The following is an 18,839-nucleotide window of genomic DNA, read 5'->3' as shown; positions in this document are numbered from 1 at the left end:
GACTCAGGCTCGGCCCGGGAATGCCGTCGTCGCGGGCGCTTCTCCGAGGATCGCGCGCCAGTTCGCCGCGCGCACTGCCGCCTCGGTGAGTGCGGTGACGCCCACCTCGCGGGTGTGCTCGGATCGGCTGCGTTCGACGACCGACAGCCAGGCGGCGGCGGTGTCGGTTTCGACCTGTGCCGCCAGTTGTGCGGCGGAGACGGGGTCCGTCACGGCGAACGGAATCGTGTAGCCGGCCTCCGGCTCCGGCGCGTCGACGTCGGCGGCGGCCAGCGCGTCGAGCGTGGCGTCGCGGCGGGCGCGGTGGGCCGCGGTGTTCGCGGCGACGAGGTCCGTGCGATTGGTGTTGGAGAAGGCGGCGACGATGCCGTACGCGAACACGGCCGCGTACTCGGCCTGCAGCGCGTCGAGCAGGGCCTGCTGTTCGGGCCCTGGACTGGTGGAACTCACGGCAACAACACCACCTGCTGTGCGGCGCACGCGGCGCTGATCGAACCGAGGAGACCGGCGCGATACCCGGACTGGGTCCGGGCGAGTTTGCCGGCGTCTCGCTGAGCCGAGGCCAGGTCGGCCCTGAGCTGATCGATGGGGACCGGCGCGGCGGCGGGCGGCGTGGTGGTCGTCGACGACGGTGGCGTGCTCGCCGCCCGCGCGATCTCCTCGTCCAGTGCGTCCGCGTGGGCTGTCCGTTCCGCCGCGATGACGCCGAGAGCGGCCGCGAGGTCGGGGCGGCCGGCGATCGTGGCCGTCGCGTTCGCGGCGTCGCGGCGCGCGAGCCGCGCCTGCTCCGTGAGCGCATCCACCTCTGCCGGGGTGTCGGCGTCGCCGGGATCCGAGCAACCGGTGATCAGGGTGAGCGCGGTGGTTCCCAGCGCGGCGCCGCCTGCGGCGCGCAAGGCCGCGCGCCGCGACAGCGGGGTGGTGAGGAAGGTCGTTCGCACGTGATCATCGTGCCAGTCCGGTGCTCGATCGGCGGCATCGAGCTCAGCGCGCGGACGACGTCGGGCCGCGTCCACCCGGGCGGTCACGACGACTTCCGCGGCGCGATACCCTTGAGGCTCCACAGTCCACCCGGTGGTGTGTCTTGTCGTGCTTCGCCGAGGGCGGTGCTCGAACATGATCGCCGCACGTCAGCGATGACCACAACTGAAGCGAGGAGCGTCCCAGATGCCGGTGCCGTCGAGGGAGAGAGTGGTCGAGCTTCTCGCCGATCCCATCGGGCGTGAGGGCTACGACCTCGAGGATGTCACGATCACGCTCGCGGGTCGACACAGTTCGGTGCGCGTCATGGTCGACAGCGATTCGGGGCTCGAGCTCGACGAGGTTGCCCGCCTCAGCCACGTCATCTCGGATGTCTTCGACGCGGCGTCCGACTTCGGGGAGTCGCCGTACACGCTCGAGGTGACCTCGCCCGGGATCGACCGACCGCTCACCGAGGGGCGGCACTGGCGCCGTGCGCAGGGCCGCAAGGTTCTCGTCGAGCTCGCGGAGGAATCGGTGACCGGCCGGGTCGGCCGGCTCACCGACGGCGGCGTCGACCTCGTCGTGAAAGCGAAGGGCGGTCCGGTCGTGCGCCGGGTGGAACTCGCGGATGTCAAGAAAGCTGTTGTGCAGGTGGAGTTCTCGCGCCCGGACGCGAAGGAACTCGAGCTCGCGGGAGGAATCCCCGAGGGTCGGGTCGCGCCTGCGGACGTGGAAGCGTCGAACGAAGAGAACGAAGAAGGGTCGGACAAGTGAATATCGACATCGCAGCGCTGCGCGCTATCGAAGCGGACAAGGGAATCTCTGCGGGCACCATCATCGCCGCGATCGAGACGGCTCTGCTGACGGCGTACCGCCACACCGAGGGCCATCAGCCGCACGCTCGCATCGACGTGGACACCAAGTCCGGTGTCGTCCGGGTCATGGCTCGCGACGTCGATTCCGACGGCAATCAGGTGGGCGAGGAATGGGACGACACTCCGGAGGGGTTCGGGCGCATCGCCGCCACCACGGCCCGTCAGGTGATCCTGCAGCGACTGCGCGATGCCGAGCACGAGCGCAGCTTCGGTGAGTTCGCCACGCACGAGGGCGAGATCGTCGGTGGCGTGATCCAGCGCGACACCCGCGCCAACGCGCGCGGCATGGTCGTGGTCCGGATCGGCAGCGAGGCCAACGGTGCCGAGGGCCTGATCCCGCCGGCCGAGCAGGTCCCGGGGGAGACCTACGAGCACGGTGACCGGATCAAGTGCTATGTGGTCGGTGTCTCCCGTGGACAGCGCGGACCGCAGATCACGCTGTCGCGCACGCACCCGAACCTGGTGCGGAAACTGTTCGCGCTTGAGGTCCCCGAGATCGCCGACGGGTCCGTCGAGATCGTCGCGGTCGCTCGCGAGTCCGGCCACCGATCGAAGATCGCGGTCCACTCGCGCGTGCCCGGTCTGAACGCGAAGGGCGCATGCATCGGACCGATGGGCCAGCGCGTTCGGAACGTCATGAGCGAACTCGCCGGTGAGAAGATCGACATCATCGACTACGACGAGGATCCGGCGAAGTTCGTCGGTAACGCGCTCTCGCCGTCGAAAGTGGTGTCCGTCACTGTCGTCGACCCCGAGGCTCGTGCGGCGCGGGTGGTCGTCCCCGATTTCCAGCTGTCGCTGGCGATCGGAAAGGAAGGGCAAAACGCACGCCTGGCTGCGCGGTTGACCGGCTGGCGGATCGACATCCGTAGCGACGCGGCACCGGGTCCCGAGTCACAGGTCGGTAGCGAAACGACAGGTGCTTAGAAACGGGATGCGCAATTCACGGCGATACAGCGGTAGAGTGGTCGATGGTTCAGCGTGAACTGTCTGTGTCGACGCGTGTCCGGGGCAATGTTCCGGAGCGCACATGCGTCGGCTGTAGGCGGAAAGGGCTGGCCACCGACCTGCTCAGGGTTGTGGCGCGTGAACTCGAATCCGGCGGATTCGCTCTCACGCCCGATCCTCGGCGACGGCTTCCGGGGCGCGGCGCATGGTTGCATCGCGATCCGAAATGCCTGAGCGAAGCAGGACGGCGCCGAGCATTCGGCAGAGCGCTGCGGGTGTCCGGAAGTCTGGACTCCTCGGAACTCGACCGGTTGGTCGAGACCACCGAGTTGTCGTAGGCGGCTCACTCGAAACCTGTCCGACCCCGGGCAGGGATAACGCGGGACGCAGTACCACTCGAGACCTCTCGAGTTGCAACATCACTCGAGAATGTCGAGCAGTACCTCAGAGAACAGGCACAAGCACTCATGAGCACACCGTGAAGCACCAGCGATGAACGTCCATCGGAGATAACCGAGGTCGTGCGGGCAACAGTCGCTCGCTCGACCTCTCAGTAGAGGAGAGCAGTGGCAGGCAAGGCCCGCGTGCACGAGTTGGCGAAAGAACTCGGTGTCACAAGCAAGGAACTACTCGCACGGCTCAAGGAGCAGGGCGAGTTCGTGAAGTCGGCGTCCTCGACGGTCGAGGCCCCGGTCGCGCGTCGTCTGCGGGAGTCCTTCCCGTCGGCGAACGCGAAGCCCGAGGGTGGCGAATCGCCGCGTCCGTCGGCGAAGCCCGGTGCTACCGGAGCTTCCGCCCCCAAGCCGGGTGCCCCGCGCCCCGGCCCCAAGCCGGCACCGGCCGCCCCCGCGGCGCCCGCTCCTGCGGCTCCCGCCGCACCGAGCGCACCGGCCGCCCAGGCCGCCCCCGGACCGCGTCCGGGACCGGCACCCACGCCGGGTCCCAAGCCCGCCCCGCAGGCTCCTGCGGCGCAGGCTCCGGCCGCTCCGGCTGCGTCAGCGGCCCCGGCCGGCCCCAAGCCCGGCGGTCCGCGCCCCGGCCCCAAGCCGCCGCGCGTCGGTAACAACCCGTACTCGTCGGCCCCGGCCGAGCGCCCCGCGCCGCGGCCGGCTCCCGGTGCGCCGCGTCCGGGTGGTCCGCGACCCGGCCCGCAGGGTGGTGCGCCGCGTCCCGGCGTGCCCGGTGCGCCGCGTCCGGCCGCCGGCCCCGGTGGTCCGCGTCCGGCTCCCGGCCAGGGCGGTCCCCGCCCCAGCCCCGGCTCGATGCCTCCGCGCCCGAACCCGGGTGCAATGCCGCAGCGTGCTGCCCGCCCGGCGCCCGGCGCCGGTCGTCCCGGTGGCGGTCGTCCCGGTGCTCCGGGCGGTCGTCCCGGCGGCGGTGGCGGTGGCTACCGCGGCGGCGGCGCCCCCGGTGGTGCTCCCGCAGGTGCAGGTGCAGGTGGCGGCGCTCCCGGTGGCTTCCGCGGTCGTCCCGGTGGCGGCGGCGGTCGTCCCGGTGGTCGTGGCGGTGCAGCCGGTGCGTTCGGTCGCCCCGGTGGCGCCCCGCGTCGTGGCCGTAAGTCGAAGCGGGCGAAGCGCGCCGAGTACGAGAGCATGCAGGCGCCCGCAGTCGGCGGCGTCCGGCTGCCCCGTGGCAACGGCGAGACCATCCGTCTCGCCCGCGGCGCGTCGCTGTCGGACTTCGCGGACAAGATCGACGCGAACCCCGCAGCACTCGTGCAGGCGCTGTTCAACCTCGGCGAGATGGTCACGGCGACTCAGTCGGTCAACGACGAGACGCTGGAGCTGCTCGGCGGCGAGATGAACTACGTCGTCCAGGTCGTCAGCCCGGAGGACGAGGACCGCGAGCTGCTCGAGTCGTTCGACCTCACCTACGGCGAGGACGAAGGCGACGAGACGGATCTCGCGTCGCGTCCGCCGGTGGTCACCGTCATGGGTCACGTCGACCACGGCAAGACCCGCCTGCTCGACACGATCCGCAAGGCCAACGTCCGCGAGGGCGAGGCCGGTGGCATCACCCAGCACATCGGCGCCTACCAGGTCCTCACGGAGCTGGACGGCAACGAGCGCCTGGTGACGTTCATCGACACCCCGGGTCACGAGGCCTTCACGGCCATGCGTGCGCGTGGTGCGAAGGCGACCGACCTCGCGATCCTCGTCGTCGCAGCCGACGACGGCGTCATGCCGCAGACGGTGGAGGCGATCAATCACGCCCAGGCGGCCGACGTGCCGATCGTGGTCGCGGTGAACAAGATCGACAAGGAAGGCGCGAACCCGGACAAGATCCGTCAGCAGCTGACCGAGTACGGGCTGGTCACCGAGGAGTACGGCGGCGACACCATGTTCGTCGACATCTCCGCCAAGCAGGGCACCAACATCGATGCCCTCCTGGAAGCGGTGCTGCTGACCGCGGATGCCGCTCTGGATCTGCGGGCCAACCCGGACATGGACGCCCAGGGTGTCGCCATCGAGGCGCACCTCGACCGGGGTCGCGGCCCCGTCGCGACCGTGCTCATCCAGCGCGGCACGCTGCGGGTCGGCGACTCGATCGTCGCGGGCGATGCCTACGGCCGCGTCCGTCGCATGATCGACGAGCACGGCGACGACGTGGAAGAGGCTCTGCCTTCGCGTCCCGTCCAGGTCGTCGGCTTCACGTCGGTCCCCGGCGCAGGCGACAACCTGCTCGTGGTCGACGAGGACCGGATCGCCCGCCAGATCGCCGACCGGCGTAATGCACGCAAGCGCAACGCGCTCGCTGCCCGCAGCCGTAAGCGCATCAGCCTGGAAGATCTGGATGCCGCGCTCAAGGAGCACAACGAGCTCAACCTCATCCTCAAGGGCGACAACTCCGGCACCGTCGAGGCGCTGGAAGAGGCCCTCATGGGGATTGAGATCGACGACGAGGTGCAGCTGCGCGTGATCGACCGCGGTGTCGGTGGCATCACCGAGACCAACGTCAACCTGGCGTCCGCGTCCAACGCGATCATCATCGGCTTCAACGTCCGTGCCGAGGGCAAGGCGACGGAGCTGGCGAACCGCGAGGGCGTCGACATCCGGTACTACTCGGTGATCTACCAGGCGATCGACGAGGTCGAGAAGGCCCTCAAGGGCATGCTCAAGCCGATCTACGAAGAGGTGGAGCTCGGCAAGGCCGAGATCCGCGCGATGTTCCGGTCCTCGAAGGTCGGAAACATCGCCGGCTGCCTCGTCACCTCGGGCATCATCCGTCGCAACGCGAAGGCACGTCTGCTGCGCGACAACAAGGTGATTGCCGAGACCGTCACCATCTCCTCGCTCAAGCGGGAGAAGGACGACGCGACCGAGGTTCGCGAAGGCTACGAGTGTGGTCTGACCGTCACGTACTCCGACATCAAGGTCGGCGACGTGATCGAGGCCTACGAGCTTCGCGAGAAGCCGCGGGACTAGTCGCTCCGAACGTGTCCCTCCCCGGTGGCCTCGTGCCACCGGGGAGGGACACTCCGGCTCTGCCGGGGATCGACATGTCCCACACCGGAGGGAGGACTGGTGTTTCTCGGCGCGCTCGAGATGGACATCCTGTTCGGCGATGTGCGGTCATTGAAGGAGAAGCGGTCGCTGGTGCGACCGGTCCTGACCGAACTGCGACGCTATGGGGTGTCTGCCGCGGAGACAGGCGAACACGACCGCTACCGGCGGGCGCTGATCGGTGTCGCCGTGGCAAGTTCAGGGGTGGGACACGTCCACGAGGTGCTCGATCAATGCGAGCGGCACGTCGCCGGACGACCCGAGCTGCAACTACTTGCGGTTCGACGAAGAATTTTCGGCCCCGAAGACTGAAACGGACCGGCGCGGGGCGACGCTGGAGAAATCCTGGAGAGGAGACTGATTGCCATGGCAGATCCTGCACGCGCACGCAGGCTCGCGAAGCGCATCAGCACGATCGTCGCGACGGCGATCGACCACGAGATCAAGGACCCGCGTCTTGCCTTCGTGACCATCACCGACGCGAAGGTGACGGCCGACCTGCACGACGCCACGGTGTACTACACCGTGATGGGCGAGAACATCGACACCGAACCGGACCTGGCCGGCGCTGCTGCGGGTCTGGAGAAGGCCAAGGGTGTGCTGCGGTCCAAGGTCGGCGCGGGCACCGGCGTCCGGTTCACACCGACGCTGACCTTTGTCGCCGACACGGTGCCGGACACGGCCCGGCACATGGAGGAACTCCTCGCCCGGGCGCGTGCCGCGGACGACGCGGTGGCCCGAGCGCGGGAGAACGCGTCGCCGGCCGGCGACGCCGACCCGTACAAAGAGCCCCGTGCGGCCGGCGACGACGCGGCCGACGAGGACGCCTGACCCGAGACCGTCATGACTCACTGCCCGGAAACCGCGCCCCCGGCCCTCGCGTCACAGCCCCTGCCGCTGCAGGAGACGATCGAGGTGCTGGAGGGCGCGTCGTCCGTGACCGTCCTGTGTCACGTCCAGCCTGACGCCGACACCATCGGCAGCGGGCTCGCGCTCGGAATCGTGCTCATGCGCAAGGGGATTCCGGTGCAGGTGTCGTTCGCGTCCCCGGATCGACTGCCGGTGTCGATGGCAGGACTGCCGGGCACGGACCTCTTGGTCCCGGCGGACGCCGTCGACGAGTCCGTGGATCTGCTCGTGACGGTGGACTGCGGTAGCGCCGGGCGTCTCGGCGCCCTCGCGTCCAGACTCGGCGGCGCCCGGCGCTCACTCGTGATCGACCATCATCGGTCGAACACCCGCTACGGGACGTTCGACCTGATCGACGACTCCGCGGAGGCGACGACGGCGGTGCTGGCCCGCCTGTTCGACCTGTGGGGCGTCGAGATCGACGCCGACCTCGCCCACTGCCTGTACGCGGGTCTGGTCACCGACACCGGCTCCTTCCGGTGGGTCCAGCCGGGCACCCACGAACTCGCCGAGCGCCTGCTCGCGACCGGGATCGACGGGCCCGGCATCGCGCGTCGCCTGCTCGACACCCACCCGTTCGGTTGGTTGCCGATGCTGGGCGCCGTGCTGTCGTCCGCCGTGCTGGTGCCCGACGCCGCCGACGGTCGCGGCCTGGTTCATGCCGTCATCCGCTGCACCGACTCGGACGGGCTCGGCTCGGAAGAGGTCGAGAGCGTGATCGACATCGTGCGCACCACCGCGGAGGCGGAGGTCGCCGCCGTCTTCAAGGAGTCCACCCCCGGATCGTGGTCGGTGTCGCTGCGGTCGAAGGACACCGTGGACGTGTCGGCGGTAGCCGAGCATCTCGGCGGTGGCGGACACCGCTTCGCCGCCGGCTACACCGCGACCGGCGCCGTCGAGTCCGCGATCACCGCGCTGCGTGAGACCCTCGGCTGACTTGACCGGCGCCGATCACCGCACCCCGCACGAACGCGGGCCGGCCGACGCGGGCCCGCGCCGGATCCTCGGTCTCGCCGTACCCGCGCTGGGTGTCCTGGCGGCCGAACCGCTCTATCTACTCCTCGACATCGCGATCGTGGGACGGCTCGGGGCCCTCGCGCTCGCCGGTCTCGCCGTCGGCGGCCTCGTCCTCGCGCAGGTGAGCACGCAGTTGACCTTCCTGTCCTACGGCACGACCGCCCGGGCGTCGCGCCTGCACGGCGCCGGGCGTGAACGGGACGCGGTCCGGGAGGGTGTACAGGCGACGTGGCTCGCGCTCGGGATCGGCGCGGTCCTGGTGGTCGCGGTGCAGGTCCTCGCGGGTCCGGTCACGTCGCTGATCGCCGGGGACGGCGAGATCGCGGCCGCGGCGGAACGGTGGCTGCGGATCGCCGTGTTCGGGGCGCCGCTGATCCTCGTCGCGATGGCCGGCAACGGCTGGATGCGGGGAGTACAGAACACGATGCGGCCGCTGGGCTTCGTGCTCGTCGGTCAGGCGGTCTCCGCGGTCCTGTGTGTGCTGCTCGTCCACGGTGTGGCCGGTGCGCCGCGCTGGGAACTGGAGGGCTCGGCGGTCGCCAACGTCGCGGGCCAGGCGACGTCGGCGGCGCTGTTCGGTGTCGCGTTGTTGCGTGCCCGGGTGCCGCTGCGTCCCAGCTGGACGGTGATGCGGGCGCAGATGGTGCTCGGCCGTGATCTGATCCTGCGGAGCCTCGCGTTCCAGGCGTGCTTCCTGTCCGCCGCGGCCGTCGCATCCCGCTTCGGGGCGGCATCCGTCGCCGCCCACCAGGTGGTGCTGCAGCTGTGGAACTTCGTGGCGTTGACGCTCGATTCGCTCGCGATCGCCGCCCAGACCCTCGTCGGAGCCGCGCTCGGGCGCAGCGACGTGCGCGGCGCGAACCGGCTGGCCTGGCGGGTGACGCGCTGGTCGGCGGTGTTCGCGACCGTCCTGGCGCTGGTGTTCGCGGCCGGGGCAACCCTGATCCCGACGTTCTTCACCGACGACCCGGCGGTGCTGGACCAGACCTCCGTTGCGTGGTGGTTCTTCGTCGGCATCATGCCGGTGGCCGGAATCGTGTTCGCGCTGGACGGCGTACTCCTCGGGGCCGGCGACGCCGCCTTCCTGCGGACCGCCACGCTGGCCTGCGCGCTGATCGGCTTTCTGCCGCTCATCTGGTCGTCGCTCGCGTGGGAGTGGGGCCTCGCCGGAATCTGGCTGGGGCTTACCGTGTTCATGGTGTTGCGGATGCTGACGGTGTTGTGGCGGACCGCATCGGGACGTTGGGCCGTCGGGGGCTCCGACCGCCAGCTGCAGGAGGCGAAAGGGTAGTGGTGTGGCAGGGAAACTGATGGCGGTGAGCGACACACACGTCGGGCACCGGGGCAATCGCCCGATCACCGAGGAGATCTACCCGGAGTCGCCCGACGACTGGCTGATCGTCGCCGGTGACGTATCCGAGAAGGCCGACGACATCCGCTGGGCGTTGACCCTGCTGAGGAGTCGCTTCGCGAAGGTGATCTGGGTGCCCGGCAACCACGAGCTGTGGACCACGGCCAAGGATCCCGTGCAGATGCACGGCAAGGCTCGCTACGACTACCTGGTCGACATGTGCCGCGAGATCGGCGTCCTCACCCCCGAGGATCCGTATCCGGTGTGGGAGGGCGACGGCGGCCCCGCCACGGTGGTCCCGATGTTCCTGCTGTACGACTACAGCTTTCTTCCCGACGGCGCCACCGACAAGACCGACGGTCTACGGATCGCCCGTGATAAGAACGTCGTCGCCACCGACGAGTTCCTGCTCTCGTCCGAGCCCTACGCGACGCGCGATGCGTGGTGCCGTGCCCGCCTCGCGGAGACCCGTGCGAGGCTCGACGCTCTGGACCTGTCGATCCCGACGATCCTGATCAACCATTTCCCGCTCGTGCGTCAGCCCACCGAGGTGCTCTACTACCCGGAGTTCGCGCTGTGGTGCGGCACCACCGAAACTGCCGACTGGCACACCCGCTACAACGCTGCGTGTTGCGTCTACGGCCACCTGCACATCCCGCGCACCACCTACTACGACGGCGTCCGCTTCGAGGAGGTCTCGCTCGGCTACCCGCGCGAGTGGCAGCGGCGCGGGCTGCCGGACAAACTGCTCCGGCAGATTCTGCCGGTGCCCGAGTACGCGCCCGGCACGCTCAACAAGTTCGGCGGCCATTTCCGGATCACCGCCGAGCAGGAAGCCGAGTACGAACGCATGCGCGCACAGCGCTGACAGGGGAGTTGGATTGATCGAGCGCATTCTGCCCGCCGGCGTCGCGTCCGCGGAACTGTTCGAGGACCCGCCCGGCCTGCAACCGCACCCGCAGGAGGAATCGCTGATCGCGAAGGCGGTCGAGAAGCGTCGGCGCGAGTTCATCGGCGCCCGCCACTGCGCGCGCCTCGCGATGGCCGACCTGGGCGTCGAACCGGCACCGATCCTGCGGGGCGACAAGGGGTCTCCGGTGTGGCCACGGGGCGTCGTGGGAAGCCTGACCCACTGCGACGGCTACCGCGCCGCAGTGCTCGGGTACGCGATGCAGGTCCGCAGCGTCGGTATCGACGCGGAACCGAACGGCCCACTGCCGAACGGTGTCCTCGACGCGGTGAGCCTGCCCGCGGAGCGTGAGTGGTTGACGTCGGCCGAACCGGCGCCGGTGCACTGGGACAGGCTTCTGTTCTGCGCCAAGGAGGCCACCTACAAGGCGTGGTTCCCGCTCACCGGTCGCTGGCTCGGCTTCGAGGACGCCCACATCACCTTCACGGCGGGCGCCGAGAGCACCGACGGGATCGGCGGGACGTTCCGTTCCCGTCTGCTGGTGCCGGGCGACACGACGGACGGCGGCGCGCCGCTCGCGAGTTTCGACGGCCGCTGGATCGTCTCGGACGGCTTGATCGTCACGGCAATTTCGGTGAGCTGACCGGCGGCTGGCAGAATCGCATCACGTGCCCAAGTCTCAAAAACCGTTTTCCGGTCTCGTCGGCGCCGGTCTGCTGATCGTCGACAAGGAAGCCGGCATGACCAGCCACGACGTGGTCTCGCGGTGTCGGAAGCTGCTGAACACCCGCAAGGTCGGGCATGCCGGCACCCTCGATCCGATGGCCACCGGTGTGCTGATCCTCGGTGTCGAGCGGGCCACCAAGCTGCTCGGCCTGCTGGCGCTGACCACCAAGTCGTATTCCGCCACGATCCGGTTGGGCCAGGCCACGACGACGGACGACGCCGAGGGCGAGGTGCTCACGACCGCCGACGCATCGGCCGTCACCGACGAGCAGATTGCCGCCGAGATCGCGAAGTTGACGGGTGACATCCAGCAGGTGCCCGCGAGCGTCAGCGCGATCAAGGTCGACGGGCAGCGCGCGCACGCACTGATCCGGGCGGGCGAGGAGGTGACCCTCGCGGCGCGTCCGGTGACGGTGTCACGCTTCGACGTGCTGGCCCGCCGCGACGTCCCCGGGGATTCGGGCGGCTTCGTGGACCTCGACGTCGACGTCGACTGCTCGTCGGGCACCTACATCCGCGCGCTCGCGCGGGACCTGGGCGCTGCGCTCGGCGTCGGCGGGCACCTGACCGCGCTGCGCCGCACGAGCGTCGGGCCGTTCACGCTCGAGCACGCCCGCACGCTCGAGCAGTTGGCCGAGGACCCTGCCGTCAGCCTCGACATCGACCAGGCCGCCCAGACCGCGTTCCCGCACAGGCAGATCAGCGCCGCGGAGGCCGAGTCGATCAGTCAGGGACGCTGGCTCGAGCCGATCGGCCGCAAGGAGATCTACGCCGCCATCGACCCGAGTGGCCACACGATCGCACTCATCCAGGAGCGCGGTAAGCGAGCCAGTTCGGTGATGGTCGTGCGCCCCGCGACGCTGCGGTAGCGGGTCGTCAGCTCCCCGGGACGAAACCGGGATAGACGAAGTGGCCGGGCCCGCCGCCGGGCAGCCCTGCCCCGAGCGATCCGGGATAGTCCTGTGCGAGCTTGGTGAGCTTGTGCGGGTTCCCCTCGCGGTCGGCCTGCCAGCACTCGAGCAGGACGCCGTGGAAACCGGTGCACACGATGCGAGTGTCGGTGCCGAACGGCGACGTCAGCCGGTTCGCGCTGACGAACGGGTTCCAGTAGTCCAGATCGGTGGGGGTGAGGAAACCGTCGTAGTCGAACGGTGCCAGCGGGCTGGGATACGGCGGGGGCGTCGGCCACTCGTCCGCCGACGCGGTCCCGGTCCCAGCCAGGGCGACGGCGGCGGTAGCGCCCAGTGCTGCGGCGATGCGGGCGGTTCGGCGGAGGGCTGTGCTCATCGCGGACCTCGTCTCGATCGGTTGCCCGCCTCGGTCGCGGCGTGCGTGAACCGAGCCTAGACCAGCCAGATGGCTTGTGCCGCAGGGTTGCCGAGGTCGACGTTGCCGGTGGCGGGGTCGGTGCCGAGCCGAATCGACACGGTGCCCGCGAAGTCGCGCCGCTCGATCACCGTGATGTCGGTGTCGAGTGCGATGCCGACGGAATCGAAGTAGCGGAGCATCGCCGGATCGGCGTCGGAGATCCGGGCGACCCGCCCGGACTCGCCGTCCTGGTAGTCGCTCAGTTGCCGCGCCGGGGGAGTGGGCACCGATCCGTCCGCTGACGGGATGGGATCACCGTGCGGATCGCGTTCGGGGAAGCCGAGCTTGGCGTCGATCCGGTCGATCATCCGGTCGGACACCGCATGTTCGAGGACCTCGGCCTCGTCGTGGACCTCGTCCCACCCGTAGCCGAGCTCGTTCACGAGGAACGTCTCGATCAACCGGTGTCGGCGCACCATGGACACCGCGGCCGAGCGGCCGGCGTCCGTGAGGGCGATCGACCCGTACCGGGCGTGATCGACCAGTCCCTGGTCGGACAGCTTCCGGATGGCTTCGGAGACGGTGGAGGCGGAGACGCCGATCCGCTCCGAGAGGAGCTTGGTCGACACCCGCTCCCGAGACCATTCCTGGACGGTCCAGATGACCTTGAGGTAGTCCTGTGCCACCGACGACAAGGTCTCCGGGTGCGTCACCTCGCTCGGTGCGGGTGCGTCTGATTTCTGCGTGGCCACGGTTACGAGCTTAGGCAACCGTCACGTGGGACACACATCACCTCCTGTTCGGTTCGGCGATTGCGCAACATGATCAGCGGATTCGGGCCGCAGGGTCGGTCCGAACGTGACCGGTGTGTGCCGTGGCCGTAGGCTGCCACCTGTGCAGAGATGGCGAGGTCTGGACGATGTGCCGGCGGACTGGGGGCGTTGCGTCCTGACGATCGGCGTTTTCGACGGCGTGCATCGTGGGCACGCGCAACTGATTTCCCGTGCGGTCGACGCGGCCCGAGAGCGTGGAATCCCCAGTGTCCTGATGACATTCGATCCGCATCCCGCTGAGGTGGTGCGGCCGGGTAGTCATCCGGCGCAGTTGACGACGCTGCCGCGGCGGGCCGAGCTGGCCGAGGAGCTGGGTATCGACGTCTTCTGCGTCATGCCGTTCACCACCGAGTTCATGAAACTCTCGCCCGAGCGGTACGTCCACGAGATCCTCGTCGAGCGGCTCCACGTCTCCGAGGTCGTGGTGGGAGAGAACTTCACGTTCGGACGCAAAGCGGCCGGGAACGTCGATCTGCTGCGCCGGACCGGCGCGCGGTTCGGCTTCGCGGTGGACGGTGTGAACCTGCTCGCGGAGCACGCGGTGACCTTCTCGTCGACCTACATCCGCTCGTGCGTCGACGCCGGGGACGTCGCGGCGGCCGCCGAGGCTCTGGGGCGCCCGCACCGCGTCGAGGGTGTCGTCGTGCACGGGGACGGCCGTGGTCGCGGGCTCGGGTTCCCGACTGCGAACATCGCGCCGCCGATGTACTCCGCGATTCCTGCCGACGGCGTGTACGCGGCCTGGTTCACGGTGCTGGGGCCCGGCCCCGTGGAGGGCACGGTCGAACCCGGCAAGCGGTACGCCGCGGCCGTGTCGGTCGGCACGAACCCCACGTTCTCCGGCCGCACCCGGACGGTGGAGGCCTTCGTCCTCGACCGGGAGGCGGACCTGTACGGCCAGCACGTGGCGGTCGACTTCGTCCAGCGGGTGCGTGGGATGGAGAAGTTCGACTCGGTCGAGGCCCTCATCGAGGAGATGGGCCGCGACGCCGAGAAGGCCCGCGCCATCCTCGCGGAGGCGGCCGATCGTTGACGGCCTGGGCGGCCTGGTAGGCTCTACCGCTGGTGTGTGCTGCGGTTCGCGGCGGCCACACCGTCGGATGTGCGGGGAGACCTGCGAGATCCGGTTCCTTTCACGCGGACGTCAGTTACAGGAGTGCACCAAGTGGCATTGACCACCGAGCAGAAGAAGCAGATCCTCGGCGAGTACGGACTGCACGAGACCGACACCGGTTCGCCGGAGGCGCAGGTGGCCATGCTCACCAAGCGCATCGTCGATCTCACCGAGCACCTGAAGATGCACAAGCACGACCACCACTCCCGCCGCGGCCTGCTGCTGCTGGTCGGACGTCGTCGTCGTCTGCTGAAGTACGTCCAGAAGGTCGACATCAACCGTTACCGCTCGCTCATCGAGCGTCTCGGCCTGCGCCGATAAGACGGTCGTCCGGCGAATCGCTTCGCCGACCTCACCGATAGCCAACGAGGCACTGTTTAGACTGAGCCTCGTTGGCTATCGGTGTTTGCACCACCAGGGTGTGTACGACTGCCACCCGTCCCCGTAGCCGTGGCGTCGGTCTTCGGTAGTGGCCATCCGGACGAGTTCCGGCCGGCTTCGATCGACGGCCGCCTCCGCGCTGGGGTGAACAGCCGCGACCACCACGGGCACATGCCGATGTGGAGCGGCAAAAGACGAGAGGGAAGAGAAGAGAAGCAATGACAGACAATTCCGCAGTAGAGGTCGAAGAGGGCGTGTTCGAGTCCACCGCCGTCATCGACAACGGGAGCTACGGCACCCGCACCGTTCGTTTCGAGACCGGGCGCCTCGCGCAGCAGGCCGCCGGCGCCGTCGTTGCCTACCTGGACGACGAGACCATGCTGCTGTCGGCCACCTCGGCCAGCAAGCAGCCCAAGGAACACTTCGACTTCTTCCCGCTGACGGTGGACGTCGAGGAGCGTATGTACGCCGCGGGTCGCATCCCCGGCTCGTTCTTCCGTCGTGAGGGACGTCCCTCCACCGACGCGATCCTGACCTGCCGCCTGATCGACCGGCCGCTGCGCCCGTCGTTCGTCGACGGCCTCCGCAACGAGATCCAGGTCGTCGTCACGGTCCTGAGTCTCGATCCCAAGGATCTGTACGACGTCGTCGCGATCAACGCGGCATCCGCGTCGACGCAGATCGCCGGTCTGCCGTTCTCCGGTCCCGTCGGTGGCGTGCGCGTTGCGCTGCTCACCTCGGAGGAGAACAAGAAGGGCCAGTGGGTCGCGTTCCCGACCGTCGAGCAGCTCGAGAGCGCCGTCTTCGACATGGTCGTCGCGGGCCGCGTGGTCGAGTCCGGTGACGTCGCGATCATGATGGTCGAGGCCGAGGCCACCGAGAACGTCATCAGCCTGATCGACGGTGGCGCCCAGGCGCCCACCGAGGCGATCGTGGCCGAGGGCCTCGAGGCCGCCAAGCCGTTCATCGCGAGCCTGTGCGGCGCGCAGCAGGCGCTGGCCGAGAAGGCCGCCAAGCCCACCGGCGAGTACCCGTTGTTCCCGGCGTACCAGGACGACGTGTACGCCGCGGTGGAGAAGGCTGCGGCCGCTCCGCTTTCCGAGGCGCTGTCCATCGCCGGCAAGCAGGAACGCGACGACAAGACCGACGAGGTCAAGGCCGAGGTCCTCGAGCAGGTCGCACCGCAGTTCGAGGGGCGCGAGAAGGAGATCGGCGCAGCGTTCCGCTCGCTGACGAAGAAGCTTGTGCGCCAGCGCATCCTGCGCGACCAGTTCCGCATCGACGGCCGTGGCATCACCGATATCCGGTCGCTGTCCGCCGAGGTCGCCGTGATCCCGCGGGCCCACGGTTCGGCGCTGTTCGAGCGTGGCGAGACCCAGATCATGGGTGTCACCACCCTCGACATGGTCAAGATGGCGCAGCAGGTCGACTCGCTCGGTCCCGAGACCAGCAAGCGCTACATGCACCACTACAACTTCCCGCCGTACTCGACCGGTGAGACCGGTCGCGTCGGTTCGCCGAAGCGTCGCGAGATCGGCCACGGCGCACTCGCCGAGCGCGCCCTCGTGCCGGTGCTGCCGAGCCAGGAAGAGTTCCCGTACGCGATCCGTCAGGTCTCGGAGGCACTGAGCTCCAACGGTTCCACCTCGATGGGCTCGGTCTGCGCCTCGACGCTGTCGCTGCTGAACGCCGGTGTGCCGCTCAAGGCTCCCGTCGCCGGCATCGCGATGGGCCTGGTCTCCGACGAGGTCGACGGGGAGACCCGGTACGTCGCGCTCACCGACATCCTCGGTGCCGAGGATGCCTTCGGCGACATGGACTTCAAGGTTGCGGGCACCAAGAACTTCGTCACGGCCCTGCAGCTCGACACGAAGCTCGACGGCATCCCGTCGCAGGTTCTCGCCGGCGCGCTGTCGCAGGCCCACGACGCCCGCACCACGATCCTCGAGGTCATGGCCGAGGCCATCGACGCCCCGGACGAGATGAGCCCGTACGCGCCGCGGATCACCACCATCAAGGTGCCCGTGGACAAGATCGGTGAGGTCATCGGCCCCAAGGGCAAGATGATCAACTCGATCACCGAGGAGACCGGCGCCAACATCTCCATCGAGGATGACGGCACGGTGTACGTCGGTGCCGCGGACGGTCCGTCCGCGCAGGCCGCGATCGACAAGATCAACGCCATCGCCAACCCGCAGCTGCCCAAGGTGGGCGAGCGTTTCCTGGGCACGGTCGTCAAGACCACCGCCTTCGGCGCGTTCGTCTCGCTGCTCCCGGGCCGCGACGGACTGGTGCACATCTCCAAGCTGGGCAACGGCAAGCGGATCGCCAAGGTCGAGGACGTCGTCAACGTGGGCTCCAAGCTCCGCGTCGAGATCGCCGACATCGACAACCGCGGCAAGATCTCGCTGATCCCCGTGGAGGATGCTGCGGAAGGCTCCGCCGCCCCCGCCGAGGGTGACGCCCCCGCCGAGTAGGCCGGTCACAGCACTGCGCCTCGGCCCCGCACGGTTCGTCCGTGCGGGGCCGAGGCGTTTGGCCCGCGGTGTATCGTGGATCGACGTTCACCACCCCTTCCGGCACATGTCCGGACTGTCGCAGACTCGCCCGCTGTCGCAGACTCTCCCGGCCTCGAGGAAACACGAACCGCCATATGGCTCAATCCCTTCGCGAGAAGCCCCGACGGGGCTCCGCACCGAACACCCGCCCGCAGACCGGCGTCCAGCGCACCGTCCTCCCCGGCGGCCTCCGGGTCGTCACCGAACACGTGCCGGGCGTTCGTTCGGCGTCCGTCGGCGTCTGGGTCGGTGTGGGCTCACGCGACGAACAGCCGTCCGTCGCGGGCGCCGCGCACTTCCTCGAACACCTGCTGTTCAAGTCCACCCCGACCCGGACGGCGCTCGACATCGCGCAGGTGATGGACGGTGTCGGCGGCGAACTCAACGCCTTCACGTCGAAGGAACACACGTGCTTCTACGCGCACGTGCTCGACGACGATCTGCCGCTCGCCGTGGACCTCGTGAGCGACGTGGTGCTGCGGGGCCGCTGCCGCGCAGTCGACGTCGACGTCGAGCGCCAGGTGGTGCTCGAGGAGATCTCGATGCGGGACGACGATCCCGAGGACCTGCTCGGCGACGCGTTCCTGACCGCGCTCTTCGGCGACCACCCGGTGGGGCGTCCCGTGATCGGCAGCGTCGACTCCATCGAGTCGATGACGCGGAGCCAGCTGCACTCCTTCCACGTGCGCCGCTACACCCCCGAGCGGATGGTGGTCGCGGTCGCCGGCAACGTCGAACACGAGCACACCGTGGAGTTGGTGCGGGCGGCGTTCTCCGGGCACCTCGACCGTGACGTCGATCCCGCGCCCCGGCGCGGTGGCGCGATCCGGCTGCGGACGGCACCGACCCTGAGCCTGACCAAGCGCGACAGCGAGCAGGCGCATCTGGCGCTCGGTGTGCGAGCCTTCGGTCGGCACGAGGGCCACCGATGGCCACTGTCGGTGCTCAACGCGGCCGTCGGCGGCGGCCTGAGTTCCCGTCTGTTCCAAGAGATTCGCGAGGAGCGGGGGCTGGCGTACTCGGTCTATTCCGGGGTGGACACGTTCGCCGACACCGGTGCGTTCTCGGTGTACGCCGGATGCCAACCCGAGAATCTCGGCGAAGTGGCGACTTTGATCCGCGAGGTGCTCGCCAACGTCGCCTCCGACGGCATCACCGACGCCGAGTGCGCGCGGGCGAAGGGATCGTTGCGCGGATCGCTGGTGCTGGGCCTCGAGGACTCGGGTTCGCGGATGACCCGGATCGGGCGCAGTGAACTGAACTACGGCAACCACCAGTCGGTTTCCGAGACGCTCGCGCGCATCGACGAGGTCACCACCGACGAGGTGCGCGAGGTGGCGCGGGTGCTGCTGCGGCGTCCGTTCGCGGCCGCCGTCGTCGGACCGTACCGGCGCAAGCGGGACCTGCCGGCGTCGGTGCGGGGAATCGTCCGATAGACCTGGC

The 18,839-nt window shown here is 69.3% G+C and carries 19 protein-coding genes; 15 read left to right on the top strand and 4 right to left on the bottom strand.

The genetic code is table 11. The annotated features are described in order from the left end of the window. Positions 1 to 3 precede the first annotated feature (3 nt). Together A6I89_RS17565 and A6I89_RS17560 are read right to left on the bottom strand one after the other, a co-directional pair. Complete coding sequence (locus A6I89_RS17565) at positions 4 to 450, bottom strand: ferritin-like domain-containing protein (protein WP_013415747.1); 447 nt, start codon at positions 448 to 450, stop codon at positions 4 to 6. Beyond that, on the bottom strand, positions 447 to 941 hold the full coding sequence (locus A6I89_RS17560) for a hypothetical protein (protein WP_226347471.1): 495 nt from the start codon (positions 939 to 941) through the stop codon (positions 447 to 449). Before A6I89_RS17560 ends, A6I89_RS17565 begins: the two co-directional genes overlap by 4 nt. Before the next feature lie 226 nt (positions 942 to 1,167). Here A6I89_RS17560 and rimP point away from each other — a divergent pair, with 226 nt between their 5' ends. From rimP to truB, 11 genes are all read left to right on the top strand, one after another. Then, positions 1,168 to 1,737 (top strand): ribosome maturation factor RimP, encoded by a 570-nt coding sequence (rimP, locus tag A6I89_RS17555; RefSeq protein WP_005513791.1) that lies wholly within the window; start codon positions 1,168 to 1,170, stop codon positions 1,735 to 1,737. Next, positions 1,734 to 2,765, top strand: a complete 1,032-nt coding sequence (nusA, locus tag A6I89_RS17550) for a transcription termination factor NusA (protein WP_005513790.1) — start codon at positions 1,734 to 1,736, stop codon at positions 2,763 to 2,765. The genes rimP and nusA overlap by 4 nt, the downstream gene beginning before the upstream one ends. 44 nt (positions 2,766 to 2,809) lie before the next feature. Further along, complete coding sequence (locus A6I89_RS17545) at positions 2,810 to 3,124, top strand: YlxR family protein (protein WP_069854960.1); 315 nt, start codon at positions 2,810 to 2,812, stop codon at positions 3,122 to 3,124. 228 nt (positions 3,125 to 3,352) lie between these two features. Further along, entirely contained in the window at positions 3,353 to 6,211 is a 2,859-nt protein-coding gene (infB, locus tag A6I89_RS17540; protein WP_013415750.1) for a translation initiation factor IF-2, read from the top strand. 99 nt (positions 6,212 to 6,310) lie between these two features. Beyond that, positions 6,311 to 6,601 carry a DUF503 domain-containing protein gene (locus tag A6I89_RS17535; protein ID WP_013415751.1) on the top strand — a complete coding sequence of 97 codons (291 nt, stop codon included), beginning with the start codon at positions 6,311 to 6,313 and terminating at the stop codon, positions 6,599 to 6,601. Between the two features lie 54 nt (positions 6,602 to 6,655). Then, the gene (rbfA, locus tag A6I89_RS17530; protein WP_005513786.1) at positions 6,656 to 7,120 is read left to right on the top strand and encodes a 30S ribosome-binding factor RbfA; all 465 of its coding nucleotides are present in this window, start codon (positions 6,656 to 6,658) and stop codon (positions 7,118 to 7,120) included. 12 nt (positions 7,121 to 7,132) lie between these two features. Beyond that, a complete protein-coding gene (locus tag A6I89_RS17525; protein WP_022595475.1) occupies positions 7,133 to 8,134 on the top strand; it encodes a DHH family phosphoesterase in 1,002 nt (333 codons plus the stop codon). A 1-nt stretch (position 8,135) separates the two neighbouring features. Beyond that, a complete protein-coding gene (locus A6I89_RS17520; RefSeq protein ID WP_013415753.1) occupies positions 8,136 to 9,506 on the top strand; it encodes an MATE family efflux transporter in 1,371 nt (456 codons plus the stop codon). 4 nt (positions 9,507 to 9,510) lie between these two features. Continuing rightward, positions 9,511 to 10,434 (top strand): metallophosphoesterase family protein, encoded by a 924-nt coding sequence (locus A6I89_RS17515; protein WP_044990884.1) that lies wholly within the window; start codon positions 9,511 to 9,513, stop codon positions 10,432 to 10,434. Positions 10,435 to 10,447: 13 nt separating this feature from the next. Continuing rightward, entirely contained in the window at positions 10,448 to 11,119 is a 672-nt protein-coding gene (gene npt / locus A6I89_RS17510; protein WP_013415755.1) for a 4'-phosphopantetheinyl transferase Npt, read from the top strand. A 25-nt stretch (positions 11,120 to 11,144) separates the two neighbouring features. Continuing rightward, positions 11,145 to 12,071: a tRNA pseudouridine(55) synthase TruB gene (gene truB / locus A6I89_RS17505; RefSeq protein WP_022595480.1), complete on the top strand. Its 927-nt coding sequence runs from the start codon at positions 11,145 to 11,147 to the stop codon at positions 12,069 to 12,071. A 7-nt stretch (positions 12,072 to 12,078) separates the two neighbouring features. On the opposite strand, the gene A6I89_RS17500 is transcribed toward truB, so the two are convergent. Both A6I89_RS17500 and A6I89_RS17495 read right to left on the bottom strand, forming a co-directional pair. Next, positions 12,079 to 12,489, bottom strand: coding sequence for a hypothetical protein (locus tag A6I89_RS17500; RefSeq protein WP_005513780.1), 411 nt, complete (start codon positions 12,487 to 12,489; stop codon positions 12,079 to 12,081). Positions 12,490 to 12,545: 56 nt separating this feature from the next. Further along, on the bottom strand, positions 12,546 to 13,223 hold the full coding sequence (locus A6I89_RS17495; protein ID WP_005513777.1) for a metal-dependent transcriptional regulator: 678 nt from the start codon (positions 13,221 to 13,223) through the stop codon (positions 12,546 to 12,548). 181 nt (positions 13,224 to 13,404) lie between these two features. On the opposite strand from A6I89_RS17495, the gene A6I89_RS17490 reads away from it, so the two are divergent. The 4 genes from A6I89_RS17490 to A6I89_RS17475 all read left to right on the top strand — a co-directional run bounded on the left by A6I89_RS17490 (position 13,405) and on the right by A6I89_RS17475 (position 18,832). After that, entirely contained in the window at positions 13,405 to 14,376 is a 972-nt protein-coding gene (locus A6I89_RS17490; protein ID WP_013415759.1) for a bifunctional riboflavin kinase/FAD synthetase, read from the top strand. A 132-nt stretch (positions 14,377 to 14,508) separates the two neighbouring features. After that, positions 14,509 to 14,778, top strand: coding sequence for a 30S ribosomal protein S15 (gene rpsO, locus A6I89_RS17485; RefSeq protein ID WP_005513774.1), 270 nt, complete (start codon positions 14,509 to 14,511; stop codon positions 14,776 to 14,778). 278 nt (positions 14,779 to 15,056) lie between these two features. After that, the gene (locus A6I89_RS17480; RefSeq protein ID WP_022595482.1) at positions 15,057 to 17,315 is read left to right on the top strand and encodes a polyribonucleotide nucleotidyltransferase; all 2,259 of its coding nucleotides are present in this window, start codon (positions 15,057 to 15,059) and stop codon (positions 17,313 to 17,315) included. A gap of 176 nt (positions 17,316 to 17,491) precedes the next feature. Next, a complete protein-coding gene (locus tag A6I89_RS17475) occupies positions 17,492 to 18,832 on the top strand; it encodes a M16 family metallopeptidase (protein WP_005513769.1) in 1,341 nt (446 codons plus the stop codon). The last annotated feature ends 7 nt before the right edge of the window (positions 18,833 to 18,839 follow it).

It is taken from the genome of Prescottella equi (assembly GCF_002094305.1).
Classification (GTDB): Bacteria; Actinomycetota; Actinomycetes; order Mycobacteriales; family Mycobacteriaceae; genus Prescottella; species Prescottella equi.
The sequence above is the reverse complement of the archived record's forward strand: the minus strand, read 5'-3'. Positions and strand labels throughout refer to the sequence as shown.

Coding starts and splice junctions, on each gene's coding strand:
- rimP (WP_005513791.1), top strand. CDS start 1,168: ATGCCGGTGCCGTCGAGGGAGAGAGTGGTCGAGCTTCTCGCCGATCCC.
- A6I89_RS17545 (WP_069854960.1), top strand. CDS start 2,810: ATGGTTCAGCGTGAACTGTCTGTGTCGACGCGTGTCCGGGGCAATGTT.
- rbfA (WP_005513786.1), top strand. CDS start 6,656: ATGGCAGATCCTGCACGCGCACGCAGGCTCGCGAAGCGCATCAGCACG.
- A6I89_RS17525 (WP_022595475.1), top strand. CDS start 7,133: ATGACTCACTGCCCGGAAACCGCGCCCCCGGCCCTCGCGTCACAGCCC.
- A6I89_RS17500 (WP_005513780.1), bottom strand. CDS start 12,489: ATGAGCACAGCCCTCCGCCGAACCGCCCGCATCGCCGCAGCACTGGGC.
- A6I89_RS17480 (WP_022595482.1), top strand. CDS start 15,057: ATGACAGACAATTCCGCAGTAGAGGTCGAAGAGGGCGTGTTCGAGTCC.
- A6I89_RS17475 (WP_005513769.1), top strand. CDS start 17,492: ATGGCTCAATCCCTTCGCGAGAAGCCCCGACGGGGCTCCGCACCGAAC.